Source organism: Streptomyces sp. NPDC057702, assembly GCF_042799315.1.
GTDB lineage: Bacteria > Actinomycetota > Actinomycetes > Streptomycetales > Streptomycetaceae > Streptomyces.
Map to the genome: position 1 here is coordinate 168935 of NZ_JBHVJC010000014.1, position 26040 is coordinate 194974.

The 26040-nt window shown below is 72.2% G+C and carries 21 protein-coding genes; 7 read left to right on the top strand and 14 right to left on the bottom strand.

What is annotated here, in order from left to right; translation table 11 throughout:
* Nucleotides 1–146: 146 nt before the first annotated feature.
* The 5 genes from ACFVFR_RS13335 (at nucleotide 147) to ACFVFR_RS13355 (ending at nucleotide 6528) form a co-directional block, all read left to right on the top strand.
* A complete protein-coding gene (locus tag ACFVFR_RS13335; protein ID WP_383700646.1) occupies nucleotides 147–1472 on the top strand; it encodes a DUF2252 domain-containing protein in 1326 nt (441 codons plus the stop codon).
* Nucleotides 1473–1932: 460 nt separating this feature from the next.
* Nucleotides 1933–2838, top strand: coding sequence for a thioredoxin domain-containing protein (locus ACFVFR_RS13340; protein ID WP_383700648.1), 906 nt, complete (start codon nucleotides 1933–1935; stop codon nucleotides 2836–2838).
* A gap of 205 nt (nucleotides 2839–3043) precedes the next feature.
* On the top strand, nucleotides 3044–3727 hold the full coding sequence (locus ACFVFR_RS13345; RefSeq protein WP_383700650.1) for a hypothetical protein: 684 nt from the start codon (nucleotides 3044–3046) through the stop codon (nucleotides 3725–3727).
* Between the two features lie 179 nt (nucleotides 3728–3906).
* Nucleotides 3907–4755, top strand: coding sequence for a thioredoxin domain-containing protein (locus ACFVFR_RS13350; protein WP_383700652.1), 849 nt, complete (start codon nucleotides 3907–3909; stop codon nucleotides 4753–4755).
* Between the two features lie 102 nt (nucleotides 4756–4857).
* Entirely contained in the window at nucleotides 4858–6528 is a 1671-nt protein-coding gene (locus ACFVFR_RS13355) for an alkaline phosphatase D family protein (RefSeq protein ID WP_383700654.1), read from the top strand.
* 115 nt (nucleotides 6529–6643) lie between these two features.
* Here the strand turns inward: ACFVFR_RS13355 and ACFVFR_RS13360 are convergent, their stop codons facing one another.
* Complete coding sequence (locus ACFVFR_RS13360; RefSeq protein WP_383700656.1) at nucleotides 6644–7237, bottom strand: dienelactone hydrolase family protein; 594 nt, start codon at nucleotides 7235–7237, stop codon at nucleotides 6644–6646.
* A gap of 93 nt (nucleotides 7238–7330) precedes the next feature.
* Here ACFVFR_RS13360 and ACFVFR_RS13365 point away from each other — a divergent pair, with 93 nt between their 5' ends.
* Nucleotides 7331–8446, top strand: coding sequence for a mechanosensitive ion channel family protein (locus tag ACFVFR_RS13365; protein WP_383700658.1), 1116 nt, complete (start codon nucleotides 7331–7333; stop codon nucleotides 8444–8446).
* Between the two features lie 53 nt (nucleotides 8447–8499).
* Here the strand turns inward: ACFVFR_RS13365 and ACFVFR_RS13370 are convergent, their stop codons facing one another.
* From ACFVFR_RS13370 to ACFVFR_RS13385, 4 genes are all read right to left on the bottom strand, one after another.
* Nucleotides 8500–10110: a Na+/H+ antiporter gene (locus tag ACFVFR_RS13370; RefSeq protein WP_383700660.1), complete on the bottom strand. Its 1611-nt coding sequence runs from the start codon at nucleotides 10108–10110 to the stop codon at nucleotides 8500–8502.
* 160 nt (nucleotides 10111–10270) lie between these two features.
* Complete coding sequence (locus tag ACFVFR_RS13375; RefSeq protein WP_383700662.1) at nucleotides 10271–11212, bottom strand: RluA family pseudouridine synthase; 942 nt, start codon at nucleotides 11210–11212, stop codon at nucleotides 10271–10273.
* Nucleotides 11213–11317: 105 nt separating this feature from the next.
* Nucleotides 11318–11956 (bottom strand): signal peptidase II, encoded by a 639-nt coding sequence (gene lspA, locus ACFVFR_RS13380; RefSeq protein WP_383700664.1) that lies wholly within the window; start codon nucleotides 11954–11956, stop codon nucleotides 11318–11320.
* 81 nt (nucleotides 11957–12037) lie between these two features.
* Nucleotides 12038–12979, bottom strand: coding sequence for a TraR/DksA family transcriptional regulator (locus tag ACFVFR_RS13385; RefSeq protein ID WP_383700666.1), 942 nt, complete (start codon nucleotides 12977–12979; stop codon nucleotides 12038–12040).
* Nucleotides 12980–13622: 643 nt separating this feature from the next.
* Here ACFVFR_RS13385 and ileS point away from each other — a divergent pair.
* Entirely contained in the window at nucleotides 13623–16778 is a 3156-nt protein-coding gene (gene ileS / locus ACFVFR_RS13390) for an isoleucine--tRNA ligase (protein ID WP_383700668.1), read from the top strand.
* A gap of 425 nt (nucleotides 16779–17203) precedes the next feature.
* Here the strand turns inward: ileS and ACFVFR_RS13395 are convergent, their stop codons facing one another.
* From ACFVFR_RS13395 to ftsW, 9 genes are all read right to left on the bottom strand, one after another.
* Nucleotides 17204–18322, bottom strand: coding sequence for a DivIVA domain-containing protein (locus tag ACFVFR_RS13395; protein ID WP_383700670.1), 1119 nt, complete (start codon nucleotides 18320–18322; stop codon nucleotides 17204–17206).
* 49 nt (nucleotides 18323–18371) lie between these two features.
* Nucleotides 18372–18656, bottom strand: a complete 285-nt coding sequence (locus ACFVFR_RS13400; RefSeq protein ID WP_176161141.1) for a YggT family protein — start codon at nucleotides 18654–18656, stop codon at nucleotides 18372–18374.
* Between the two features lie 65 nt (nucleotides 18657–18721).
* Nucleotides 18722–19333: a cell division protein SepF gene (locus tag ACFVFR_RS13405; protein WP_383700672.1), complete on the bottom strand. Its 612-nt coding sequence runs from the start codon at nucleotides 19331–19333 to the stop codon at nucleotides 18722–18724.
* A 122-nt stretch (nucleotides 19334–19455) separates the two neighbouring features.
* On the bottom strand, nucleotides 19456–20175 hold the full coding sequence (locus ACFVFR_RS13410) for a YggS family pyridoxal phosphate-dependent enzyme (protein WP_383700674.1): 720 nt from the start codon (nucleotides 20173–20175) through the stop codon (nucleotides 19456–19458).
* On the bottom strand, nucleotides 20172–20933 hold the full coding sequence (gene pgeF, locus ACFVFR_RS13415; RefSeq protein ID WP_383700676.1) for a peptidoglycan editing factor PgeF: 762 nt from the start codon (nucleotides 20931–20933) through the stop codon (nucleotides 20172–20174). Before pgeF ends, ACFVFR_RS13410 begins: the two co-directional genes overlap by 4 nt.
* A gap of 37 nt (nucleotides 20934–20970) precedes the next feature.
* Nucleotides 20971–22251, bottom strand: a complete 1281-nt coding sequence (gene ftsZ / locus ACFVFR_RS13420; protein ID WP_383700678.1) for a cell division protein FtsZ — start codon at nucleotides 22249–22251, stop codon at nucleotides 20971–20973.
* A 298-nt stretch (nucleotides 22252–22549) separates the two neighbouring features.
* Nucleotides 22550–23350: a cell division protein FtsQ/DivIB gene (locus ACFVFR_RS13425; protein ID WP_383700680.1), complete on the bottom strand. Its 801-nt coding sequence runs from the start codon at nucleotides 23348–23350 to the stop codon at nucleotides 22550–22552.
* A 28-nt stretch (nucleotides 23351–23378) separates the two neighbouring features.
* The gene (murG, locus tag ACFVFR_RS13430; RefSeq protein ID WP_383700682.1) at nucleotides 23379–24473 is read right to left on the bottom strand and encodes an undecaprenyldiphospho-muramoylpentapeptide beta-N-acetylglucosaminyltransferase; all 1095 of its coding nucleotides are present in this window, start codon (nucleotides 24471–24473) and stop codon (nucleotides 23379–23381) included.
* Between the two features lie 6 nt (nucleotides 24474–24479).
* On the bottom strand, nucleotides 24480–26000 hold the full coding sequence (gene ftsW / locus ACFVFR_RS13435) for a putative lipid II flippase FtsW (protein WP_383700717.1): 1521 nt from the start codon (nucleotides 25998–26000) through the stop codon (nucleotides 24480–24482).
* Nucleotides 26001–26040: the final 40 nt, after the last annotated feature.

A 26040-nucleotide genomic window follows, 5' to 3' on the forward strand; every position in this document is an offset into this window, starting at 1 on the left:
TCCTCCCCGAGGGGTGAGCCAGGAGGGAAAGATGGCTCCGAAGTCTACTTCGGAGCACTGACAGCGACGGGGCACTCGTGGCCGGCCCCGCGCGTTGGACCGGCGGAACAGCAGTTCCCCGCGACGCATCCCAGGAGGACCCAGCGATGGCGACCGAGCACGGCCGGGCCGCACAGCGCGGCGAGCAGATCCTCGCCGTCTTCGACACCGCCTTCGGCGAGCTGCTCGCCGCCGACCCAGCGGCCTTCCGGGTCAAGTTCCGGAAGATGGCCGCCTCCGCGTTCGCCTTCTACCGGGGCACGGCCTCCCTCTTCTACGGCGACCTGGAGGCCGAGCGCGACGCGGGGCCCTACCTGGACGAGCGCACCAGCCGGGTGTGGATCCACGGCGACCTGCACGCCGAGAACTTCGGCACCTACATGGACGCCAACGGCCGCCTGGTCTTCAACGTCAACGACTTCGACGAGGCGTACGTCGGCCCCTTCACCTGGGACCTCAAGCGCCTGGCCGCCTCGCTCGCGCTGATCGGCTACACCAAGGCGCTCAGCGACGAGGCGATCAGCTCCCTGGTGCGGACGTACGCGGGCGCCTACCGGGAGCGGATCGCGGCCCTGGCCTCCGGCGCCAAGGACGAGGAGGTGCCGCCCTTCACGCTGGACACCGCGGACGGGCCGCTGCTGGACGCGCTGCGCGCGGCCCGCTCGCTGACCCGGTTCGGGCTGCTCGAGTCGATGACCGAGATCCGCGACTTCGAGCGCCGCTTCGCCGACGGCGGCGGCTCCATCGAGCTGGACGCCGCCACCCGGTACAAGGTGCTGGCGGCCTTCGACGGGTACCTGGAGACGCTGCCGGACTCCAGCCTGGACCGGCCCGACTCCTACCGCGTCAAGGACGTCGTGGGCCGGCGCGGGATCGGCATCGGCAGCGCGGGCCTGCCCTCGTACAACATCCTGCTGGAGGGCAACAGCGACGCCCTGGAGAACGACGTCGTGATCTACATGAAGCAGGCGCAGACCCCGGCCGTCTCCGCGCACATCACCGACGCGCGGGTACGCGACTACTTCCAGCACGAGGGGCACCGCACGGTCATCTCCCAGCGCGCGCTCCAGGCACACGCCGACCCGTGGCTGGGCTGGACCGAGCTGAACGGCGCCGGACAGCTCGTCGCCGAGGTCTCGCCGTACGCCGTCGACCTGGACTGGTCCGACATCGACGACCTGGACGAGATCACCCAGGTCGTCGCCGACCTGGGCCGGGCCACCGCGACCATGCACGCGGCGGCCGACGACGAGAGCGGCCACTCGCTGGTGCCGTTCTCCACCGAGCGCGCCATAGACGCGGCCATCGCCGCCGACGAGGCCGGCTTCGCCGAGCTGCTGGTCGACTTCGCCCACTCCTACGGCGCCCGCGCGCGGGCCGACCACCAGATCTTCGTGGACCTCTTCCGCAACGGGGCCATCCCCGGCCTGTGACGGGCCCGCCCCCGGCGGGTGCGGCGCGCGTGACCGGCCGGCGGCCGCGCCGAGGCGCGGCCGGTAACCGCTCCCGAACTCCCGTCCGGCCCGGCTAGGGTGACTCGCCATGCAGCCAGGTCCGCAGCCCGAGGGAGAGCAGGGCCCCCAGGGCCCGCCCTCCAGTCCGCCGCCTCCCGCCCCGCACCCGGCGCCGCCGGAGGCCCAGCCCCAGCAGCCGAGCACGCCCGCCGCGTCTCAGCAGCCCGCCGCACCGGAGCAGCCCGCCGCGCCCGAGCAGCCCGGCGCACCCGACCCCCAGCGGCCCGGCGCACCCGCGCAGCCCCCGCCGCCGGCGGCCTATCCGGCCCCGCCCGGCCCGTACGCGCCGGCGTCGGCGCCCGGCCCGGCGTCCGCCGGCCCGCCGCCCGGCTCGCCGCCGGGGCCCGGTGGCGCGTGGGGTCCGCCCGGGGCGCCGCCGGTGGCCGATGCCGCGAAGCGGCGCACGACGCTGGTCATCACGGCCACGGTGGTCGCGGTCGCGCTGGCGATCACCGGGGTGCTCGTGCTCGGCGGCGGGAGCGACGACGGCGACCAGGGCGACAGCGCCGCCCGCGAACGCCAACGGGACGCCGCCGAGTGGCAGCTCATCGGGGGCGGCGGCGGGCAGAGCTCCGAGAACCCCGAGGCCACCGGGACCGTCGGCGGCGGCTCGCGGGAGGAGAGCGGGAGCGGCACGGGCACCGGCGGCGGCGCGAGCACCGGCGGTACCCAGCCGCCGAAGGGCGAGCTGGTCAAGCCCGCGCACAGCAGTGGCACCGACGGCACCACGGTCGTCATCGGCCAGCCGGCTGCCACGGCGACCCTGGAGCTCTACGAGGACCTGCGCTGCCCGCCGTGCGCGCAGTTCGAACAGAACGTGGGCGCCACGATCATCAAGGACATCAAGGACGGCAAGTACAAGGCGCGGTTCACGCTGGCCACCTTCCTCGACAACACCATGGGTGGCTCCGGCTCGCGCAACGCCCTCAGCGCCCTGGGCGCGGCCCTAGACGTGAGCCCCGAGGCGTTCCTGGACTACAAGAAGGCCCTGTACGCCCAGGGCAACCACCCCACCGAGGGCGCGGACACCTTCTCCTCGGACACCTATCTGCTCAAGATCGCCGAGCAGGTTCCCGCGCTCGCCGCGAACTCCGCGTTCCAGGGCCACGTGCGCACCGGCACCTTCGACGTGTGGGCGTACCGGATGTCCAGGTCCTTCGACACGAGCGGGGTGGCGTCCACGCCGACGGTCAAGCTCGACGGCCAGCTCCTGTCCGGCGGCGGCGGTGTGGGCCCGCCGACCACCGTCGCGGACTTCACCAGGGCCGTCGACGCGCGGCTCTAGCCTTCGGGCCGGGCGGTCCTGGTCGCGGACGGCCGCGCCGCCCCGACCGCCACGCGTACGGCACGTGGTGGCGGCCGGGGCGGACGCCGCACGTACGTGACATGAGTCACATGTGGGCGGCTGAGCGGGGCGAGTGCGGGCATCCGCGCGGAGATGCCGAATCTTGACACGCCACTTATCCGCGGCCGTGGCACACTCTCGGGCGATGGACATATCGGCGGTACGACTGCGAGCGGTACGCGCGGCGCTGTTCACAGCGCTGTGCGTGACGCTGTCCGCGGCATCCCACGTGCTGCTCTCGCGCGCCCCGCTGCCCCTGACGACCGTCCTGCTGCTGAGCGTCGCCGTCTTCGGCATCGCGTACGCGCTGGCGGGTCGCGAGCGCGGTTACGGCTCGATCGCCGCTCTGCTCGTCCCCCTCGAACTGGCCGCCGACACCGTTTTCACCGTCGGCCAACACGCCTGTTACGGGCCGGCGGGCGGCCCGGTGGCCGGTTCGCTGCGCACGATGGGCGTCGACCTGCTGTGCCGGGGCGGCGACGTCGGTTCCCCGCTGGCCCAGATGACCGGCGACAGCGGCAGCGCCGCCGTCACCGTCTCCACCGGCACCGACTCGGCCGCCCCCTGGCTGCTGCTCGCCGCGCACGTGGCGATCGGCCTGGTCGCCGCCGCGTGGCTGCGCCGGGGCGAGGCCGCGCTGGTGCAGCTGGTGCGGGCGCTGGCCTCCTTCGCCTTCCGCCCGCTCCTGGTGGCCTTCGTCACCGAGGCGGACCTGCCGCCCCGCTCGCCGGGCCGCCCCGCGCGCCGCGCCCTGGCCGCGCCGGGCCTGCCACTCCTGCTGCACTCCGTCGTCCGACGCGGGCCCCCGGCCGCCCTCACCGCGGCTTGAGCACAGCGCCCCGACGCGCCCCCCGGTAGCCGGCGGCCCGCCGCCTCCACGCGGCGGCCCGGCGATCCCGCGCGTCACGGGCGCACCCCTGGCCACCGGCGCGCCCGCGCCGGCGCCCGTGGTGCTCACCGGCCGCCCGCGCCCGCCCCCTGATCTACGACGACGGAGAAGACACAGCCATGAGCAAGCGAAACAACCAGCAGAACAAGGCAGCGGCCCGCGAGCGGCTGCGCGCCGAGCGGGAGAAGCAGGCGAAGAAGGAGAAGGTGCGTCGGCAGCTCGTCGTCAGCGGCTCCATCGTCGCCGTCCTCGCCGTGGCCGGCGGCATCGGCGTGGCCATCGCCAACATGAACGAGGGCGCCGAGACCAAGGTCAGCAACAAGGAGTGGAAGAACGAGGCGAAGAAGAGGACGTTCGCCAAGCCGGCCAACTCCGGCGGCGACAAGGGCACCGAGGTCGTCATAGGCAAGAAGGAAGCCAAGAACACCCTCACCGTCTACGAGGACATGCGGTGCCCGGTCTGCTCCAGCTTCGAGCAGGCGACCGGCGAGACCGTCCTGAAGGACATCAAGGACGGCAAGTACAAGGCGCAGTTCACGATGGGCACCTTCCTGGACGAGCAGCCGCAGATCAGCGGCTCGGGCTCGAAGAACGCGCTGAGCGCGCTGGGCGCCGCCCTGAACGTGAGCCCGGACGCCTTCCTGGAGTACAAGAAGGTCCTCTTCGCCGCGGAGAACCACCCCGACGAGCGCGAGGACGAGTTCTCCGACGACAAGCGGCTGGTCGAGCTCGCGCAGAAGGTCGACGCGCTCAAGGGCAACAAGGAGTTCGAGAAGGCCGTCAACAACGGGGTCTACGACAAGTGGGCACTGGAGATGTCGAAGTCCTTCGACAAGGCCAAGGACCAGGGCATCACCGGCACCCCGGCCTTCCAGCTCAACGGCAAGAAGCTCACGGTGGGCGGCGACAACCCGCCGATGTCGCCGGAGCAGTTCACCGCGGTGGTCGACGCGAACCTGAAGAAGTAGTCAGCGCACGGGCGACCTGACGACGGCGGGCGGGCGAACTCTCGGGGTTCACCCGTCCGCCGCTCTTACCTCGGCGGCTACTGACCAGTATGGTCAACCGCCGTGACCTCCCAAAACACCTCTTCCGACATATCCCCCGCAGCACGCGCACCCCGCGCATCCCATGTGTCGCGCCGCACCGCCGTGGCGGCCACCGCGGCCCTGCTCCCGCTGACCGGTCTGCCCTCGGCGCACGCCGCCGACGCCGGCCCCGCCTTCCTGCACGGCGTCGCCTCCGGCGACCCGCTGCCCGACGGCGTACTGCTGTGGACCCGGGTGACGCCGAGCCCGGACGCCGTGCCCGGCTCCGGCCGTGGGGCGGCGCTCGACGTCGCGTGGGAGGTCTCCGAGTCCAAGGACTTCACCACCGTCATCGCGCGCGGCACCGTCCGGGCCACCGCCGCCAGCGACCACACCGTCAAGGCCGACGTGCGCGGGCTGCGGCCGGCCACCGCGTACTACTACCGCTTCGCGGCCGGCGACGCGCGCTCGCCGGTCGGACGCACCCTGACCGCCCCGGCCCCGGACGCCTCGGACGGCAACGTGCGCTTCGGCGTGGTCTCCTGCGCCAACTGGGAGGCCGGCTACTTCTCCGCGTACCGGCACCTGGCCGCGCGCCGCGACCTGGACGCCGTGCTCCACCTGGGCGACTACCTCTACGAGTACGGCACGGGCACCTACCCGGCGGCCAAGTACGTCGTGCGCCAGCACGAGCCACGCCACGAGATCCTCACCCTCGCCGACTACCGCACCCGGCACGGGCACTACCGCACCGACGCCGACCTGCGGGCGGTGCACGCGGCGCACCCGGTCATCGCGATCTGGGACGACCACGAGTTCGCCAACGACGCCTGGTCGGGCGGCGCGGAGAACCACACGCCACAGGCCGAGGGCGAGTGGACGCGGCGGGTGGCGGCGGCCAAGCAGGCGTACTTCGAGTGGATGCCGGTCCGACCGAGCATCGAGGGCACCACCTACCGACGGCTGCGCTTCGGCTCGCTGGCCGACCTGCACCTGCTCGACCTGCGCTCGTTCCGCTCCGAGCAGGCCAAGACCGGCAGCGGCTCGGTGGACGACCCCGAGCGCACGATCACCGGCCGGGCCCAGCTCGACTGGCTCAAGTCCGGGCTCGCGGCCTCGAACGCGCGGTGGAAGCTGGTCGGCACCTCGGTGATGATCTCCCCGTTCGCCTTCGGCTCGCTGCCGGCGCACATCCTGCGCCCGCTGGTCGAACTCCTCGGTCTGCCCAAGGAGGGCATCGCGCCCAGCGTCGACCAGTGGGACGGCTACACCGACGACCGGCGCGAGCTCCTGGCCCACCTGCGCGAGCGCGGCATCGACAACACGGTCTTCCTGACCGGCGACATCCACATGGCCTGGGCCAACGACGTGCCGACGAAGGCGGCGACGTACCCGCTGTCGCCCTCGGCCGCGACCGAGTTCGTGGTCACCTCGGTGACCTCGGACAACATCGACGACCTGCTGCACGTGGCGCCGCACACCCTGTCGCTGGCCGCCGTCGCCGCGATCAAGGCCGCCAACCGGCACGTGAAGTGGCTGGACATGGACTCGCACGGGTACGGCGTGCTCGACGTGACGGACGAGCGCACGCAGATGGACTACTACACCGTCTCCGACCGCAGGGACCCGAACGCCACCACCTCGTGGGCCCGTTCGTACCGCACCCGATCGGGCACCCAGCGCGTGGAGCGGGCCAGCGAGCCGGTGCGCTGACCCCGCCCCGCGAGCCCCCGGCGCCGCACCCGAGCGTGGCCCTCGCCACCGGGTGCGGCGCCGGCGTCCACGCGGTCAGCGCCCGGCCCCCGCACCCGGCGCCCGCCGGCGCCCCTCACGTCAGCTCGTCCACGAAGGACAGCGCGACCTTCCAGGTGTTCTCGGCGGCCTCCGCGTCGTAGTCGGCCAGCTCCGGGTCGGTGTAGAGGTGGCCCGCGCCCGGGTAGCGGTAGACCTCCACGTCCGCGCCGGCCCGCCCCATGCGCAGGTACCAGGCGTTCAGCCAGTCGTGCGGCTCGAACGGGTCGGGATCGGCGACATGCAGCTGGACCGGCAGCCCGTCGGTGGCCGCGTCCTCGGCGATGTCGGACGTGCCGTGCAGCAGGAGCAGGCCGCGCGCCCTGGTGTCACCGAGGGCCAGGGTCTGTGCGATCGAGCCGCCCAGCGAGAACCCCGCGTAGACCAGGCCCCGGTCGGAGAGCGGGGCCACCGCGCGCACGGCCCGCACCAGCAGCTCGTCCTTGCCGATCTCCTCCTTGATCGCCATGCCGTCCTCGACGGTCTCGGAGGTTCGTCCCTCGTACAGGTCGGGCACAAGCACCTGGTGCCCGGCGGCGCGCAGCCGCTCGGCGGCCTCGTGCACGGCGGGCCGCAGCCCGTACGCGGAGTGGAACAGCACAATCGTCGATGACCGGGCCACGGCAGTCACATCCCTATCGCTCTTTCGTTCTCACCCCATCGTGCCAGTTACGGTGGCGGGCGGTGATCCCGGAAGACGACCCGAAGAGGAGCTGAGGAGTTCATGGAGGACGTGCTGCGACCGCTGATCGTGATCGGCGGTTCGGTCGCACTCACCGTCATCATCGGCTGGCTGGTCGACCGGCTGTTGAGCAGGACCGACCAGCGTCACCCCGAGACGCCGCTGTGGGGGCTGCTCCGCCGCTGTCGCTTCCCGTTCCAGGTGGCGCTCGGTACGAGCCTGATCCACGGCTCGTACCGGGAGACGCACCTGCTCAGCGACGAGGACCACTGGGACGCGGTGGGCCTGGTGCTCACCCTGGTGGTCATCGTGATGCTGGCCTGGCTGGCGGTGCGGATCTCCGCCGCGATCATCGAGGCCAGCTACGCGCGGTACGCCCTGGGGCGGCGTGACCCCGCGCGCGCCCGGCGGGTGCGCACCCAGCTCACGCTGATCCAGCGGGTGGTCACGGCCGTGGTGGGGGTGGTGGCCGCCGCGGTGATGCTGCTCCAGTTCCCCGCGATGCGCGCGTTCGGCACCTCGATGCTGGCGTCGGCCGGTGTGCTCGGCATCGTCGCCGGTATCGCGGCCCAGTCCACCCTGGGCAACCTCTTCGCCGGGCTCCAGATCGCCTTCGGCGACACCGTGCGCATCGGGGACACGGTGGTCGTCGAGGGCGAGTGGGGCACGGTCCACGAGATCACGCTGACCTACCTGGTCGTCCGCACCTGGGACGAGCGCATGATCACGATGCCGGTGTCCTACTTCACCAGCAAGCCCTTCGAGAACTGGTCGCGCGGCGGCGCGCAGATGACCGGCACCGTCTTCTTCCAGCTCGACCACGCGGCGCCGATAGCGCAGCTCCGCGAGCGGCTGCGGGAGATCCTCGACGACTGCGCGGCGTGGGACGGCCGGGCCTGGAACCTGCTGGTCACCGACACCACGCCGAGCACGATCCAGGTGCGGGCGCTGGCCACCGCGCGCAACGCGGACGACCTGTGGACGCTGCGCTGCGAGATCCGCGAGAAGCTGCTGGTGTGGCTGCGCGACGAGCACCCGTACGCGCTGCCGCGCATCCTCACCGCCCCCGCGCCCGGCCACGAGACGGGCCACCTGCCGGCGCAGGGCCCGGCCCCCACGCCCCGCGACGCCACGCCCACGGGCCGCCCCACCTCCTAGCGCCCGTCGCCGCCCGGCCGCCGGCCCCGTGCGACGCCTGGCCCCGCCTCGCGTCAGGTCTGGTCGGGCGGCGGCCCGCCACGCAGGCTACGCATGTCGAGCTGGTGCAGCACCCGGTCGGCGATCTCCGGATCGGCGCCCGGCTCGCCGCGCGCGGCCAGCACCGCGTGCCGGGCGGCCGACAGCAGCTCGTTGTTGATCCGCTGGAGCCGCCGAAGGCGCGCCACCCGCTTCTCGTGGCCCTCGCGCCGGTCGGCCTCCAGGATGTCGGGGTAGATCCGCACGCCGAGGTCGTAGGCGCGACGGGCGACCTGCTCCAGCAGTTCGTCGGGGAGGTCCTCCTCCTGCTGGATCTCCTTGAGCCGGCGCCGGGTCGCGGCCAGCACCCGCTCGGCCAGCTCGCGCTCGAACGCCTCCTCGGCCTTGGCGTCCGGGCTCACCCGCAGCCGGCGCACCAGCCAGGGCAGGCTCAGGCCCTGCAGGACCAGGGTCGCCAGGACCACCGAGAAGGCGATGAAGAGAATCTCGTCACGGGCCGGGAAGGCGTCCCCGCCGTCCACGGTGAACGGGATGGCCAGCGCCAGCGCGACCGAGGCCACCCCGCGCATGCCCGCCCACCACATGATGACCGTCTCCCGCCAGCTCATCGGGATGTCCTCGTCGTAGTCCCGGCGCTGGTGCAGCCGCCTGGCCAGCCAGGCCGCGGGCAGCAGCCACAGCAGCCGGACGCCCACCACGACGCCGACGACGGCGGCACCGGTGGCCAGCAGCTCGCCCCAGCGCCCGGAGACGGTGCTCAGCACGTTGTGCAGCTCCAGGCCGATCAGCCCGAACGCCACGCCGGTCACCAGGGTGTCCACCACCTCCCAGAAGGTGCGCCCGGCCAGCCGCCCCAGCACGTCGTCGGCGTCCATCGCGTGCTCGGTCAGGAACAGGGCGGTGGTGAGCACGGCGAGCACGCCCGAGCCGTGGAACTCCTCGGCGAGCACGTACGCCGCGAAGGGCACCAGCAGCGTGAGCCCGATCTGGAGCGTCGGGTCCTCCAGCCGCCCCATCAGCCGGGCCGTCGCCCAGCCCAGACCCAACCCGACGGCGACGGCCACCACGGCGGACAGGGCCAGCGTCCCGGCGGCGGCCGGCACCGAGAAGCTGCCGCTGACGGCGGCGGTCAGCGCCACGTGGTAGAGCACGATGGCGGTGACGTCGTTGAACAGCCCCTCGCCCTCCAGGATGGAGACCATGCGGCGCGGCAGGCCCAGCCGCCCGGCCACGGCGGTGGCCGCGACCGGGTCCGGCGGGGCGACCAGCGCGCCCAGCACCACGGCGCCGGCCAGCGGCAGTCCGGGCACGATGGCGTGCGCGAGGGCGGCCACGGCGGCGGTGGTGACGAAGACCAGCGCGACGGCGAGCAGGAAGATGGCCCGCTTGTTGGCCGCGAACTGCCGCCACGAGGTCCGCTGCACGGCCGCGTACAGCAGCGGCGGCAGCACCAGCGGCAGGATCAGCTCGGGATCGACGTCGACGTTGGGCACCCACGGCACCAGCGCCAGGCCCACCCCGATGAGCGTCATCAGCACCGGCGGCGGCAGGCCGATCCGCTCCCCGATGGGGACCATCACCACGGCCCCGAGCAACAACAGGAGCAGCAGGGCTAACTGGTCCACGGGCCGCGCCTCCCCGACGACGATCAGACGATCACGGCCTCCAGCCTGCCACCGTGGTCCGTCATACGCCCTGCCCAGCCCCGCGCACGAGGGAGACGCGGGGCCAACGTGGGCACCCCGTCCGTCGTCGGCCGCGCGGGCCGACCGACGTCGGGGCCGCTCAGGCGCTCTCGGCCCGCACCCGGTCCAGGGCCTGCTGGAGGTCGTCGGGGTAGGTGCTCGCGAACTCCACCCACCGCCCGTCGGAGGGGTGCTCGAAGCCCAGCCGCACGGCGTGCAGCCACTGCCGCGTCAGCCCGAGCCGCTTGGCCAGCGTCGGATCGGCGCCGTAGGTCAGGTCCCCGACGCACGGGTGCCGGTGGGCGGCCATGTGCACGCGGATCTGGTGCGTACGCCCCGTCTCCAGCTTGATGTCCAGCAGGCTCGCGGCCCGGAACGCCTCGATGAGGTCGTAGTGGGTGACGCTGGGCTTGCCCTCGGCGATGACGGCCCACTTGTAGTCGGCGCTGGGGTGCCGACCGATCGGCGCGTCGATCGTGCCGCTCATCGGGTCCGGGTGACCCTGCACCAGCGCGTGGTAGCGCTTGTCCACCGTGCGCTCCCGGAACTGCTGCTTGAGCAGCGTGTAGGCGCGCTCGGACTTGGCCACGACCATCAGCCCCGAGGTGCCGACGTCGAGCCGGTGCACGATGCCCTGGCGCTCGGCGGCGCCGGAGGTGGCGATGCGGTAGCCGGCGGCGGCGAGGCCGCCGATGACGGTGGTCCCGCTCCAGCCGGGGCTGGGGTGCGCGGCGACACCGACCGGCTTGACCACGACGACGATGTCCTCGTCGTCGTAGGCGATCTCCATGCCCTCCACGGGCTCGGCCACGACCCGCACCGGCGGCGCGGCCCGCGGCATCTCGACCTCCAGCCAGGCGCCGCCGGAGACCCGGTCGGACTTGCCGGCCTCCGAGCCGTCCACCCGCACCTTCCCGGCGGCGGCCAGCTCGGCCGCCTTGGTGCGGGAGAAGCCGAACATGCGGGCCAGCGCGGCGTCGACGCGTTCGCCCTCCAGGCCATCGGGTACGGGCAGCGTGCGGATCTCGGGAAGCGTGCTCACCCGACGAGTATGCCGGACGACCGCCACGCCCTCGCACGCTCGTGCCCCGGGTCCGGCCCCGGCGAGCGCCCGCTCCGGGCGTGGCGGCACGCGTTCGCGACGCGGTCAGTCCCGGTGCACCGTGCCGTCCGGGTCCAGGCCACGGAAGGAGAGGATCACGATGAGGACGCCGCCACAGACGATGGCGGAGTCGGCGAGGTTGAAGACCGCGAAGTGGGCGGGGGCGATGAAGTCGACGACCGCGCCCTTGAAACCGCCGGGCGAGCGCAGCAGCCGGTCGGTGAGGTTGCCCAGCGCGCCACCGAGGAGCAGTCCCAGCGCGATCGCCCACGGCACGCTGTACAGCTTGCGGGCGATCCGCGCGATCACCACGATCACGATGGTGGCGATGCACGTGAACACCACCGTCATCGCCTCGCCGAAGCCGAAGGCCGCGCCCCGGTTGCGTATCACCTCAAGCTGGAGCCAGGTGCCGAGCAGCTCGATCGCGCCCTCGTGCTCCAGCTCGGCGACCACCACGATCTTGGTCACCAGGTCGAAGAGGTAGGCCACCGCGGCGACCGAGAGCAACACGAGAATCCGCCGCTTGCCCACTCCGTCGGCCGCGCCCGGCTCCGCCACGGAGGCGCCCGAGGGTGTCGTGGCGTCGTCGGGCTCCCGCGCGGCATCGGTCGGCGCCGTCCTGGCCGCCTGTTCGGGCTCGTCCGGCTCCGGCGTTCCGATGGCCTGCTCCGCCTCTGTCACGTAAGTCCCTCTACGTCGCTCCCCGGGCGCCACGCCACGCCCGGTAGAGCACGAGGGTACGACACCCCGGGCGGCGGACCGTCAGCGGCGCTCCTGTCGCTGCTTGCACTCCACACACAGCGTGGCCCGCGGAAACGCCTGCATCCTGGCCTTGCCGATCGGCTTGCCGCAGTTCTCGCACAATCCGTACGTGCCGGCCTCCAGCCGCGCCAGCGCGCGTTCGCTCTGGAGCAGCATCTCGCGGGCGTTGCTGGTCAGGGCCATCTCGTGCTCGCGCGTGACGTTCTTGGTGCCGGTGTCGGCCTGGTCGTCGCCCGCCCCGTCGCCGGAGTCGCGCATCAGACCACTGAGCGCCTCCTCCGACGCCCGGATCTCGGCGCGCAGCCGCTCGGCCTCCTCCCGCAGCGCGACGTGCGCCTGCCGTACCTCGGCCGGCGTCCAGGGCTCCTCGCCCGGTCGTACGGCCAGCTCGCCGGGCCCGGCGGCGGCGCGCGCACCCGGCAGCGCGGCTCCTTCCGAACCGGCACGCTTGGCGGTCGACGCCCCACCCGGAGTCTCGTTCGCAGCCACCTTCTGGGCTCCCGTCTTCTTCGCGGGCACCGCCTTCGCGGCCGGTGCAGCCTTCTTGGCCGTGCTCGTGTGCGTGGGGGCGGCCTCGCCGGCCGGGACCTTCGCCGCGACCTTCCCGGCCGCCGCCTTCTTGGCTGACGTCTTCCCGGCCGGCGTCTTCCCGGCCGGGGCCCTGGCCGCCTTCGCCGCCGTGGCCTTCCTCGCCGTCTTCTTCGCCGTCTTCTTCGGCGCGGCCTTCTTCGCCGTCTTCTTCACGGGGGCCTCGCCGGCCGGCGGCGCGGTCGGGGTCCGCTCACCCGACGCCCGCCCGGCCGGCGGCGTGGGCGGCTCGGCCGCGTCTGTCGGTGGTCCCTGGTCCGTGGGCGGCGGCGGTTCGGGGGTGTTCGGCTGCGTGGGGGCGGCCTCGGGGGCCGGTGCCGTGGAGTGCCGCACGGCGGGCTTCTTCGCCACCATGGCCGCAACCCCTTCACATATGGTGACCTTGCGCGCGAATCGTGCCGGAACGATAAAACGACTCTCACCACGCGGCAACAGGGCACGCCGCCTTCCGGGGCGCCGAGCCCCTCCCCCGGTAGGACGCGGCGGCCGGCCTTTCGCCTGGCAGACCGGTCTCATCCGTTGTGCCCCACCGCACGCGGGGTAATCCGGCCGCCGGCCACGTCACCGCCCCCGCCGGCCACGACGCCCGGGGCCGGGCTGGGCCGTCCGCGCGGGCCGGTCGGCCGGTGCGGGGACGAGCCCGCGGCCGGCGGCGGCGAGGGCCCGGGGCGGCGGTAATGCGGTGGGCCGCGCGCCGGTCGGGTCGTACACTGGGCGCAGCGAGAGGCGGAGAAGGGGACGAGTAGCGCCGTAGGCGGCCAGGAGCGACTCGGGGGCGGTGCGAGCCCGGGGGCCAGCGCGACGTGAAGATCACCCCGGAGTCGTCGGAAGAAAGCCCCCGCTCGGCGGAGGCGAGTAGAGCCGACAGCGCGACCCCAATGAGGGGGCCGTGAGCGGTGCTCACGGCCAAGGAGGGTGGTACCGCGGGAGCAGTCGTTGCTCTCGTCCCTCCGACGGACCACGCAGCAGCCGTTCCGCCGGAGGAAGAGATCCCCTCATGACGCCACAGTCGTCGCAGCCGCCGCAGTACCGCCCGGTGCCCGCCCAGGTCGACCTGCCCGCCCTGGAGCACGCCGTACTCGACTTCTGGCGCGAGAACAAGATCTTCGACCGGTCGCTCCAGCAGTCCGAGGGCCGGCCGGAGTGGGTGTTCTACGAGGGCCCGCCCACCGCCAACGGCATGCCGGGCGCCCACCACATCGAGGCCCGCGTCTTCAAGGACGTCTTCCCCCGCTTCCGCACCATGCGCGGCTACCACGTCGCCCGCAAGGCCGGCTGGGACTGCCACGGGCTGCCCGTCGAGCTGGCGGTCGAGAAGGAGCTGGGCTTCAACGGCAAGAAGGACATCGAGGCGTACGGCATCGCGGAGTTCAACGCGAAGTGCCGCGAGTCGGTGACCCGACACACCGACGCCTTCGCCGAGCTGACCACGCGCATGGGGTACTGGACCGACCTCGACAACGCGTACCGCACGATGGACCCGGAGTACGTCGACTCCGTGTGGTGGTCGCTGAAGGAGATCTTCGGCAAAGGGCTCCTCACCCAGGACCACCGCGTCGCCCCGTGGTGTCCGCGCTGTGGCACCGGCCTCTCGGACCACGAGCTGGCCCAGGGGTACGAGACCGTGGTCGACCCGTCGGTCTACGTGCGGCTGCCGCTGACCTCGGGCCCGCTGGCGGGCGACGCCGCACTGCTGATCTGGACGACCACGCCGTGGACGCTGGTGTCCAACACCGCCGTCGCCGTCCACCCCGACGTGCGGTACGTGGTGGCGACCGACGGCCGCGAGAAGCTGGTGGTGGCCGAGCCGCTGCTGGCCAAGGCGCTGGGCGAGGGCTGGGAGGCGACCGGGGCGTCCTTCACCGGGCGCGAGATGGAGCGCTGGGCCTACCAGCGCCCCTTCGAACTGGTGGAGCTGGCGGACGCCAACTTCGTCGTCTGCGCCGACTACGTGACCACCGAGGACGGCACCGGTCTGGTCCACCAGGCCCCCGCCTTCGGTGAGGACGACCTCAGGACCTGCCGGGGCTACGGCCTGCCGGTGATCAACCCGGTCCGCCCGGACGGCACCTTCGAGGAGGACATCGCGCTGGTCGGCGGGCAGTTCTTCAAGAAGGCCGACGAGGCCCTGGTCGCCGACCTCCAGGCGCGCGACCTGATGTTCCGGCACGTGGCGTACGAGCACAGCTACCCGCACTGCTGGCGCTGCCACACGGCCCTGCTCTACTACGCCCAGCCCTCCTGGTACGTGCGGACCACCGCGGTCAAGGACCGTCTCCTGGAGGAGAACGAGCGGACCAACTGGTTCCCCGAGTCGGTCAAGACCGGTCGCTTCGGCGACTGGCTCAACAACAACATCGACTGGGCGCTGTCCCGCAACCGCTACTGGGGCACCCCGCTGCCCATCTGGCGCTGCGAGGAGAACCACCTCACCTGCGTCGGCTCCCGCGCCGAGCTCACCGAGCTGACCGGCACCGACCAGTCGGGCCTGGATCCGCACCGCCCGTACATCGACGCGGTCACCTTCACCTGCACGCACGAGGGCTGCTCGCTGACGGCGGAGCGCGTACCGGAGGTCATCGACGCCTGGTACGACTCGGGCTCGATGCCCTTCGCCCAGTGGGGCTACCCGTACCAGAACAAGGAGCTGTTCGAGAAGCGCTACCCGGCGCAGTTCATCTCCGAGGCGATCGACCAGACCCGCGGCTGGTTCTACACACTGATGGCCGTCGGCACGCTGATCTTCGACAAGTCCTCGTACGAGAACGTGGTCTGCCTCGGCCACATCCTCGCCGAGGACGGCCGCAAGATGTCCAAGCACCTGGGCAACATCCTGCGGCCCATCCCGCTGATGGACCAGCACGGCGCCGACGCCGTCCGCTGGTTCATGGCCGCGGGCGGCTCCCCGTGGGCCGCTCGCCGCGTCGGCCACGGCACGATCCAGGAGGTCGTGCGCAAGACGCTGCTCACCTACTGGAACACGGTCGCCTTCCAGGCCCTGTACGCCCGCACCTCCGGCTGGGCCCCGAGCCCCGCCGACCCGGCGCCGACCGAGCGCCCGCTGCTCGACCGCTGGGTGCTCAGCGAACTGCACGCGCTGACCGACCAGGTCACCGCCGCCCTGGAGGCGTACGACACGCAGCGCGCGGGCAAGCTGCTCTCCGCCTTCGTGGACGGCCTGTCCAACTGGTACGTACGCCGCTCCCGCCGGCGCTTCTGGCAGGGTGACGCGGCGGCGCTGCGCACGCTGCACGAGGCGGTGGAGACCGTGACCCGACTCATGGCCCCGCTCGTCCCGTTCATCACCGAGCGTGTCTGGCAGGACCTGGTGGTTCCCGTCGACGCCCAGGCGCCGGAGTCAGTGCACCTGGCGACATGGCCGCAGGCCGTTTCGGAGCTGATCGACCCCACCCTCTCGGAGCGGATGCTGCTGGTGCGCCGGCTGGTCGAACTGGGCCGCGCCTCGCGCGCCGAGTCCGGTGTCAAGACCCGACAGCCGCTGTCGCGGGCGCTGATCGGCGTCGCGGGCTTCGAGACCCTCCCCGACGAGCTGCGCGCGCAGATCGCCGAGGAGCTCAACGTCACCTCGCTGGCCTCGCTGTCCGAGATGGGCGGCTCGCTGGTGGACACCGCGGTCAAGGCCAACTTCCGCGCGCTGGGCAAGCGGTTCGGCAAGGGCGTCCAGGCGGTGGCCAAGGCCATCGCCGACACCGACGCCGCCGCGCTCTCGCTGGCGCTGCGCGAGGGCACCGCGGCGGTGACCGTCGACGGCGAGCGCGTGGAGCTGGCGCCCGAGGAGGTCATCGTCACCGAGACCCCGCGCGAGGGCTGGTCGGTGGCCTCCGACGCGGGCGCGACCGTCGCCCTCGACCTGGAGATCACCCCGGAGCTGCGCCGCGCGGGCCTGGCCCGGGACGCCATCCGGCTCATCCAGGAGGCGCGCAAGAACTCCGGGCTGGACGTGGCGGACCGGATCGCCGTGCGCTGGACGGCCCCGGACCCGGAGACCGCGGCGGCGATCGTCGAGCACACCGCGCTCATCGCGGACGAGGTACTGGGCACCGACTTCGTCCAGGGCGACGCCGACGACAGCTACGGCGAGCCGTTCGTCGACGAACCGCTCGGACTGACGTTCCGCCTGCGCAAGGCGTAACCCGACCCGCCCGACCGGCGCCCCCTTCCCCGCCGGGGAAGGGGGCGCCGTCGTTCCCCACCAGGCCCGCCCCATCCGGCCACCCCGGCGCGCCTTCGCCCGCGCACCCCACGGGGCGGGCCGCCCGCCACGACCGACAGGTAGCGGGGGACGGACCACGACTCCACGCCGGGCCCCGCCGCCGACACGCGAAGGACGGGCCGCCACGCCGCGGCCGTACTCCCCCGGACTGACCCATCGCCGGGCCCGCACTCCACACGAGCGGGCGAACGCGGCCCCGCTGACACCGGTTCAGCACCACGGGGGACGTACGCCCGGGCCGAACGCGCCCCGACGCCACAACGGGCCGGGCCCCTGGGAGATCCCAGGGGCCCGGCCCGTTGTGCTGCCGACGATGAGCGCCTAACGGCGCGCCGTCGCGGTGATCAGTTGTCGTCCTCGTCGATCAGGAAACCACGCATCGGGGACGGGGCCTGCTGCATCGGCTGCGGACCCTGCGGTCGCACCGGCGCCATCGGCTGCGTCATCGCCGGGGACATCTGCTGCTGCCCGCCGTACGAGGGGGCGCCGTTGCCGCCCATGCCCTGGTTGCCACCCATGCTCTGGTTGCCACCCATGGTGTGGCCACCGCCACCGCCCATGGAGCTCGCACCGGCCGCGGCCATGGAGCCGCTCATCGAGGGCGACGGCGGCAGCGAGGCGGTCGCCGGCGTACGCGGCGGGGCCAGCGAGTCGTCGGCCTGGTTCTCCAGCTGGCGCAGCTGGCTCTCCAGGTACGACTTGAGCCGCGTGCGGTACTCGCGCTCGAAGCCCCGCAGGTCCTCGACCTTGCGCTCCAGCGTCGCGCGGGCCGACTCCAACGAGCCCATCGCCACGCGGTGCTTCTCCTGCGCGTCCCGCTCCAACGCGTCGGCCTTGGCCCGCGCGTCGCGCTCCAGACCCTCGGCACGGCTACGCGCCTCGCCGACGATCTTGTTGGCCTCGGAACGGGCCTCCGCGATCGCCTGGTCGGCGGTCTGCTGTGCCAGCGAGAGCACACGGGCCGCGCTGTCGCCGCCGGGGCCCTGCCCGGGCTGCGGAAGCTGCGGGCCACCAGGACCCATGGGGCCCCCCATCGGGCCGCCGTGCTGCATCGGACCGGGGCCACCCTGGCCCATCGGGCCGGGGCCGTGCGGACCCTGCGGGCCGTGACCGCCGGGGCCTGCCGGAAGCTGCGGTGCGCCACCAGGCAACTGGGGCGGGCCGCCCATCTGTTGCTGTTGCTGCTGAGGCGGCACCGGCTGCGGTCCTGATATGGCGGCGGGCACAGGCGCGCCCGGCCGGTCCTGCTGCTCCTGCTTACGCATGCCTTGCTGCTGGTTCTGCGCGGCGGCACGCGTCGCGGCGGCCAGCTTGGCCCGCAGGTCCTCGTTCTCGCGAAGCAGTCGGGTCAGTTCCGACTCGACCTCGTCGAGGAAGGCATCGACCTCGTCCTCGTCATAGCCTTCTCGGAGGCGGACGGTCGTGAACTGCTTGTTCCGCACGTCCTCGGGGGTCAGCGGCATCTCTTCTTCACCTCAACGTTGTCGTCGGCAATCGGCAAGACCGTAACGTTCACAGCTGACTCACGACGGAGATCAGGATGTAAACGATGATCATCAGTACGAAGAAGGACAGGTCGAGCGCCACGCCCCCGAGACGCAGCGGCGGGATAAACCGCCGCAGAAGCTTGAGTGGTGGATCGGTGACAGTGTAAGTGGCCTCCAGGACCACCACCATCGCCTTGCCGGGTTGCCATGAGCGGGCGAACTGGAACACGTAGTCCATCACCAGCCGGAAGATCAACACGACCAGGAAAACCAACAGCGCGACGTGGATCACGTCCAGTGCGATGCCCATCCCCGCGCGTCCCTCTCCCCTTGCTCGTACGTGGCCTTGCGGCCGTGATTGCCAGGTATTGCGTCTCAGCTCTGGTTGAAGAACCCGCCCTCTGCGATACGGGCCTTGTCCTCCGCCGTGACATCGACGTTAGCAGGCGACAACAGGAACACCTTCTGCGTCACCCGCTCAATACTTCCGTGCAGACCGAAGACTAGACCGGCCGCGAAGTCGACGAGCCGCTTCGCGTCAGTGTCATCCATCTCAGTCAAATTCATGATCACGGGTGTGCCCTCGCGGAAGTGTTCCCCGATGGTACGGGCCTCGTTGTAGGTACGAGGGTGCAACGTGGTGATGCGGTAGGGCTCCCGCTCGGACACGACCTTGGGCATGATCACCGGTGCGTTCTTCTCCAGGCTTTGACGTTCGGGTGTGATAGACGCCACGGGGGCGATGCGAGCGGGGCGCCCGGTTTCCGCTACGAGCGGAGCGGGTTCACGCTGCGCGGGCGGGTGGGCGACTCGTACCGGTTCGTCCACGTCCGCTCGCGACTCGGTCTCCGGCTGGTGTTGCCGCCGCGCACGGTCCGGTTCGGGTTCGGGCTCGAAGTCGTCGTCGGGGTCGAATCCCCGGCCGTCGTACCCATCGTCCTCCACGAGGCCGAGGTAGACCGCCATCTTGCGCATAGCGCCGGCCATTCTCTGCGTCCTCCGCTCTGTGGTGGATCGCTTCCGCCACCAGCTGCCTAATCCACGCGGCCTGCCCACCTCTTGGCGGGAATGACCATATTTTCTACTGTGGTCCGACTTGCTTGGCGACGTTACCCGAGCCGGGGTCGGACTCCGAGCACCGCAGTGCCGACGCGTAGATGTGTCGCACCGGCCGCGACGGCGTCTTCGAGGTCGGAGCTCATTCCCGCCGAAACCATGGTCGCGGCCGGGTGAGCCGCGCGCAGGCCCGCGGAGATCTGCGCCAACCGGTCGAACGCCGCCCGTGGCCGGCCCTCGTACGGGCCCGCGAGCGGAGCGACCGTCATCAGTCCGCGCAGCCGCAGCCCTTCGGCCCCCGCCACCGCGTCCGCGAGTTCGGCCACGCCGTCCGGCGCGACACCGCCCCTGCCCCCGGCGTCCCCGGACTCCGCGTCAAGGGCCACCTGGAGCAGGCAGTCGAGCTCGCGCCCGGCCCGCGTCGCGGCCGTCGAGAGCGCGCTGACCAGTCGTTTCCGGTCAACCGACTGCACGAGGCCAGCGTAACTGGCTACGGAACGAACCTTGTTCGTCTGCAACTGCCCCACAAAGTGCCACCGCAGGGACAGGTCCGCACAGGCGGCGGCCTTGGGCGCGGCGTCCTGGTCCCGGTTCTCGGCGACTTCGCGGACCCCGAGCTCCGCGAGCAGCCGTACGTCGCTGGCCGGGTAGGTCTTGGTCACCACGATCAGCGTGATCTCGGAACGCTCCCGGCCGGAGGCCGCGCACGCGGCGGCGATCCGCTCCTCCACCCGGGCCAGGTTGTCCGCCAACTCCCGCCTGCGGTCGCTCACCGCGTCGCCTCCCCAGCCTCGTCGGACGCCTGCGAAAGCCAGACATAGCTCGCGAGCCGCCCGGTCTCGCGCTCGCGCCGGTAGGAGAAGTGGTCGGCCGACTCCAGGGTGCAGATATCGGAGGACTCCGTCACCGTGACCCCCAGTTCGTCGAGTTGGGCCCGCACTCCGGCGGCCACGTCGACGGCGGGGGTGCCCCAGCTCGTGGTGGCCCGCGCGGCGGGCACCACAGCCGCTACCGCGGCCCGCATCTCCGACGGCACCTCGTAACAGCGGCCACAGACCGAGGGGCCGGTGCGGGCGATGATCCGGGCGGGCGCAGCGCCCAGCTCGACCATGGCCTCGACGGTCGCCGGAACGACACCGGCGACGAGCCCCGGCCGCCCCGCGTGCGCCGCGCCGGCGATGCCGGCGACCGGGTCGGCGAGGAGGACGGGAGTGCAGTCGGCGGTGAGCACCGCCAGGGCCAGGCCCCGCCGCGCGGTCACCACCGCGTCCACCTCCGGGACCGGCGCCTCGCCCCAGGGTCCCTGGACGACGGCCACGTCACGGCCGTGCACCTGACGCATCCACACGACCTGGGTCGCGTCGATGCCGAGCGCCTGGGCCGCGCGGGCGCGGTTGGTCCGTACCGCCGCCGGGTCGTCACCGACCGCGCCACCGAGATTGAGCTGGTCATACGGAGCGGCGCTCACCCCGCCCCACCGGTCGGTGAAGGCGAAGTGCGCGCCGCTCGTCGTCTCGTGCTGGCCTATCACTGTGTGTGGGTCACTTCAGTCGCGCTCACGTGGCCGGCTACTTGAGGAAGTCCGGCACGTCGAGCTCCTCGGCCGCGCTGTCCTGGTAGGGACGGGCCGGGGGCACCTGCGGCGAACCGACCGGCGGGGCCGGCGTCTGGCTCGGGTAGCCGCTCGGCGCCTCGGCCACCGGCGTCGGCTCGGGGTCGACCGGCTCGCCGGAGGCACCCGACGGTACGCCGCTGTCACGGGAGGAGACGCTGGTCAGGCCGCCGTACGCGGGACGCGACTCGGCCGGAGCGGCCTGCCGACCGGGCTGACCGGCGGCGGGACCGTCGTCGCGGCTGCCGTAGGAGCCGAGCGCCTTCTCGCGGCTGCCCTTGGCCGGCGGCTGGCCGCCATCGAAGCCGGCGGCGATCACGGTCACGCGGACCTCGTCGCCGAGCGCGTCGTCGATCACGGCGCCGAAGATGATGTTGGCCTCCGGGTGCGCCGCCTCGCTGACGAGCTGCGCGGCCTCGTTGATCTCGAAGAGACCGAGGTCCGAGCCGCCCGAGATGGACAGCAGCACGCCCCGGGCGCCGTCGATGGACGCCTCCAGGAGCGGCGAGGAGATCGCCATCTCGGCGGCGGCCACGGCGCGGTCGTCGCCACGGGCGGAGCCGATACCCATCAGGGCCGAGCCCGCCTCCGACATCACGGACTTGACGTCCGCGAAGTCCAGGTTGATCAGGCCGGGGGTGGTGATCAGGTCGGTGATGCCCTGCACGCCGGACAGCAGCACCTGGTCGGCGGACTTGAACGCGTCAAGCACGCTGACCTGACGGTCCGAGATGGACAGCAGTCGGTCGTTGGGGATGACGATCAGGGTGTCGACCTCGTCCCGCAGGCCCGCGATGCCGTCCTCCGCCTGGTTCGCGCGACGGCGGCCCTCGAAGGTGAACGGGCGGGTGACCACGCCGATCGTCAGGGCGCCCAGGGAGCGCGCGATGTTGGCGACGACCGGGGCGCCGCCGGTGCCGGTGCCGCCACCCTCACCCGCGGTGACGAAGACCATGTCGGCCCCCTTGAGGACCTCCTCGATCTCCTCGCGGTGGTCCTCGGCCGCCTTGCGGCCGACGTCGGGGTTGGCGCCCGCGCCGAGGCCACGGGTGAGTTCCCGACCGACGTCGAGCTTGACGTCGGCGTCGCTCATCAGCAGGGCCTGCGCATCGGTGTTGATCGCGATGAACTCGACGCCCTTGAGCCCGACCTCGATCATCCGGTTGATGGCATTCACGCCACCGCCGCCGATGCCGACGACCTTGATGACTGCGAGGTAGTTCTGCGGTGCTGCCACGTCGAAGGCCTCTCGCCTCGATTTACGTGTCGCCGCCCCGCTGTTGTGGCGGTGCGTCGACGGATGCCGATGGGGCGGTCCTCATTGCCGACCCAAACCCTAACGCTGAAGTTTAGGGTTATGTGTGTCGCTGTTCCGTGAAGTCTTCGGGACAGGACAGTAAGTCGACAAGTGGCGCGCGTTCAACGAACACGCCGAACCTCCCGTTTTTCTTTTCACCCTATGTGATCACCCGGGGGGCTAGCCAGCCAGGGGGCTGGCCTGCCCCGACGGGCGTCAACTCGGCGATAAATCCCGGTCAACTCCCGGACGCCGCAGGGGCACCCGGCACGCTGACGTCGAAGTGCTCCGCTTCGCGCTCCGCTTTCATGAGCGCGGTCAGCGCGACGGACTTCGCCTCACCCCGTTCGGGGCTCCCCCACCGCACCGTACGGCCGCCCGACAGCTCAAGACTGATGGCGTCGTAGGAGCGTACGCGCAGGACCCGGGTGTCCGCGCGCACCGAGGCCGGCAGACTGGCCGCGACCTCGACGGCGGCGCGGCGCAGCCGTTCTTCACCGAACCTCCGCAGACTGGGCGAGCGTTCCGCTTCCATTTCCAGTCGGGGAATCCCCCGCGGCGCCTTGGCGACCGTGGCGAATCGCACTCCCTTGGCGTCCATTTCGATGAACTTTCCGGCCTTTTCCAGTACGAGTTTCGGCTGACGCTCGGTCACATTGAGGCTGATTGTGTTCGGCCAGGCGCGCTCGACCTGTACGGAGTCGATCCGGGGCAACCTGGCCCGCAGTCGCCTCTCCATCGCGTCGGTGTCCACCGAGACCAGCGGTGAGTCCATCGGCACCGCCGCCACCTCACGCACCTCGGCCGGTCGCAGCACCTCGGTGCCCCGCACCCGCACCTTCTCCACGCGCAGCCACGGGGAGCCGTACAACAGCCAGGTCCCGCCGCCACCGAGGAGTACGGCGACGATGGCGGCGAGCACCAGGGTGCGGCGGCTGGGGAGGCCGAGCCGGTCGCGCACGGTGGGCGGCGGCGGGCCGGACGACGCGTGTTTCTCACGGTGCGCGCTGCCACGCTGGGCGGTCGTCGGTCCGGCCACGCTCCCCAAGCCTCCTCGATATCGGCCGCTACCCGGCGCGGCGGGCGGCGATCGCCTCGTACACCATCCCGACGAGCAGCTCGTCGGCGTCCCGGCGGCCGAACTCGGCGGCGGCGCGCGACATCTCGAACAGCCGGTGCGGATCGCCGAGCACGGGCAGCACGTTGTTCTGCACCCACTCGGGCGTCAGCTCCGCGTCGTCCACGAGCAGCCCGCCACCGGCCTTGACCAGCGGCTGGGCGTTCAGCCGCTGTTCGCCGTTGCCGATCGGCAGCGGGACGAAGGCGGCCGGCAGCCCGACCGCCGACAGTTCGGCCACGGTCATGGCGCCCGCGCGGCAGAGCATCATGTCGGCCGCGGCGTACGCCAGGTCCATCCGGTCCACGTACGGTACCGGGATGTAGGGCGGCATTCCGGGCATGTTGTCGACGCGCGGCATTTCGTTCTTCGGGCCGACCGCGTGCAGGATCTGGATGCCGGCGCGCTGGAGGAACGGCGCGACCGACTGCACCACCTCGTTCAGCCGCCTGGCGCCCTGCGAGCCGCCGGAGACCAGCAGTGTCGGCAGGTTGGGGTCGAGGCCGAAGGCGGCGCGGGCCTCGGGCCGCACCCGGGCGCGGTCCAGGGTGGCGATGGTGCGGCGCAGCGGGATGCCCACGTAGTGCGCATTGCGCAGCTTGCTGTCCGGGGTGCTGACCGCGACGAACTTGGCGTACCGGGAGCCGATCTTGTTGGCCAGGCCGGGGCGGGCGTTGGCCTCGTGGACGATGATCGGCACGCCCAGGCGCTTGGCGGCCAGGTAGCCGGGCAGCGCGACGTAGCCGCCGAAGCCGACGACACAGTCCGCCTTGGTCCGCTCCAGGATCTGCTCGGCGGCCTTGATGGTGCCGCGCAGCCGTCCGGGCACGGTGATCAGCTCGGGCGTGGGCTTGCGGGGCAGCGGCACGGCGGGGATGAGCCCGAGCTCATAGCCCCGCTCGGGCACGAGTCGGGTCTCCAGACCCTTCTCCGTGCCCAGCGCTGTGATCCCCACGGTCGGGTCCTGCCTGCGCAGGGCGTCCGCGAGGGCGAGCGCGGGCTCGATGTGGCCGGCGGTCCCCCCACCGGCGAGTACGACATGCACCGAAATTCACCGCTCTCCGGACGGACGTTTCTTGACGCGCCGTCTCATCGTCTTCCATCTCACCCCAGGCTGCCGCATGGCCAACGCAGCTCGGGCACCGGGTTCCGCACGCGCGAAGGCGATCAGCAGACCGATGGCGAACATGGTCGGCAGCAGCGCTGAACCTCCGTAGGAGAACAGCGGCAGGGGGACACCGGCGATCGGCAGCAGGCCGAGCACCGCACCGATGTTGACCACGGCCTGCGCCGTGATCCAGGTGGTCACACCTCCCGCGGCATACCTCACGAAGGGGTCCTCCGTGCGTCCGGCCACGCGGATACCCGCATAGCCTAGAGCCGCGAAGAGGGCGAGCACTGACAGCGTCCCCGCCAGGCCGAGCTCCTCGCCGGTGATGGCGAAGATGAAGTCCGTGTGCGGCTCGGGGAGTTCACCCCATTTTTCCATACTGGCGCCAAGCCCGGAACCGAACCATCCGCCGTTGGCCAGGGCGTAGATGCCGTGCACGGCCTGCCAGCACTGGTCGTTGGAACCCGGATCGGTGGCGCCGATGCAGGCCAGGCGCGACATGCGGTTGGCGCTGGTCTTGATGAGGACGAGCCCGATGACGGCCGCGGCGCCCAGGACGCCGACAAAGAGTCGGGTCGGTGCGCCGGCCAGCCACAGCAGCCCGAACAGGACCGCGGTCAGGATGATCGCGGTGCCCATGTCCCCGCCCAGCATGATCAGCCCGAGCAGCACGAAGGCGGCCGGGACCAGCGGCACCAGCAGGTGCTTCCACTGGCCGAGGAGGTTCTTGTCCTGTTTGCGGGCGAGCAGGTCGGCGCCCCACAGCACGAGCGCGAGCTTGCCGAACTCGCTGGGCTGGAGTTGGAACGGGCCGCCGACGGAGATCCAGTTCTGGTTGCCGTTGACCGCCACTCCTATCCCCGGCACCTGGACCAGGCACATCAGGAAGACGGAGACGGCCAGCAGCGGATAGGCCAGGGCCCGGTGCAGCCTGATGGGCAGGCGGACGGCGATCACCATCAACAGCCCGCCGATGACGGCCGCGAGCAACTGCTTGCGGAAGAAGAACGAGGGGGCGAGCCCGGACTGCAACGCCTTGATCTGGGAGGCGGAGTAGACCATCACCAGGCCGAGCACCGTGATCAGGACGCTGCCGCCCAGGATGAGGTAGTAGGCGGTCAGCGGTCGGTCCCAGGCCCGCCGCAGGCGCTCCCGCAGCCGGGCCAGCGCCACCAGCGGGCTACGGCGGGGCGGACCGGGCCGAGGTGGGCGCCCGGTGGGGCCGCCGCCGGCGGGGCGGCGGGGCGCGCCGGCGCGCGGCGGGCGCGCGGCGGCCTTGCCACGGAGCGCGAGGCGGATGCCGGGCGGGTCGCCCGGCGGCGGGCCCCCGGCGCTGGCCAGCGGGGGTCCGGCCAGTGCGGGTCCGGCCAGCGCCGGGCGCGCGAGGGGCAGGCCGGCGCGGGGGCGTCGGGGCCACCTCGGGCCACGGGTGGCGGGGCGCGCGGAGTCGTCGGCCATCATCTCGGTGTCCCCTCCACTGGTGTGCGGCGCCGTGGTCCAC

Excerpts from the sequence above, each read along its gene's own strand:
- ACFVFR_RS13335 (WP_383700646.1), top strand. The coding sequence starts at position 147 with ATGGCGACCGAGCACGGCCGGGCCGCACAGCGCGGCGAGCAGATCCTC.
- ACFVFR_RS13345 (WP_383700650.1), top strand. The coding sequence starts at position 3,044 with ATGGACATATCGGCGGTACGACTGCGAGCGGTACGCGCGGCGCTGTTC.
- ACFVFR_RS13350 (WP_383700652.1), top strand. The coding sequence starts at position 3,907 with ATGAGCAAGCGAAACAACCAGCAGAACAAGGCAGCGGCCCGCGAGCGG.
- ACFVFR_RS13365 (WP_383700658.1), top strand. The coding sequence starts at position 7,331 with ATGGAGGACGTGCTGCGACCGCTGATCGTGATCGGCGGTTCGGTCGCA.
- ACFVFR_RS13385 (WP_383700666.1), bottom strand. The coding sequence starts at position 12,979 with ATGGTGGCGAAGAAGCCCGCCGTGCGGCACTCCACGGCACCGGCCCCC.
- ileS (WP_383700668.1), top strand. The coding sequence starts at position 13,623 with ATGACGCCACAGTCGTCGCAGCCGCCGCAGTACCGCCCGGTGCCCGCC.
- ACFVFR_RS13395 (WP_383700670.1), bottom strand. The coding sequence starts at position 18,322 with ATGCCGCTGACCCCCGAGGACGTGCGGAACAAGCAGTTCACGACCGTC.
- ACFVFR_RS13400 (WP_176161141.1), bottom strand. The coding sequence starts at position 18,656 with ATGGGCATCGCACTGGACGTGATCCACGTCGCGCTGTTGGTTTTCCTG.
- ACFVFR_RS13405 (WP_383700672.1), bottom strand. The coding sequence starts at position 19,333 with ATGGCCGGCGCTATGCGCAAGATGGCGGTCTACCTCGGCCTCGTGGAG.
- ftsW (WP_383700717.1), bottom strand. The coding sequence starts at position 26,000 with ATGATGGCCGACGACTCCGCGCGCCCCGCCACCCGTGGCCCGAGGTGG.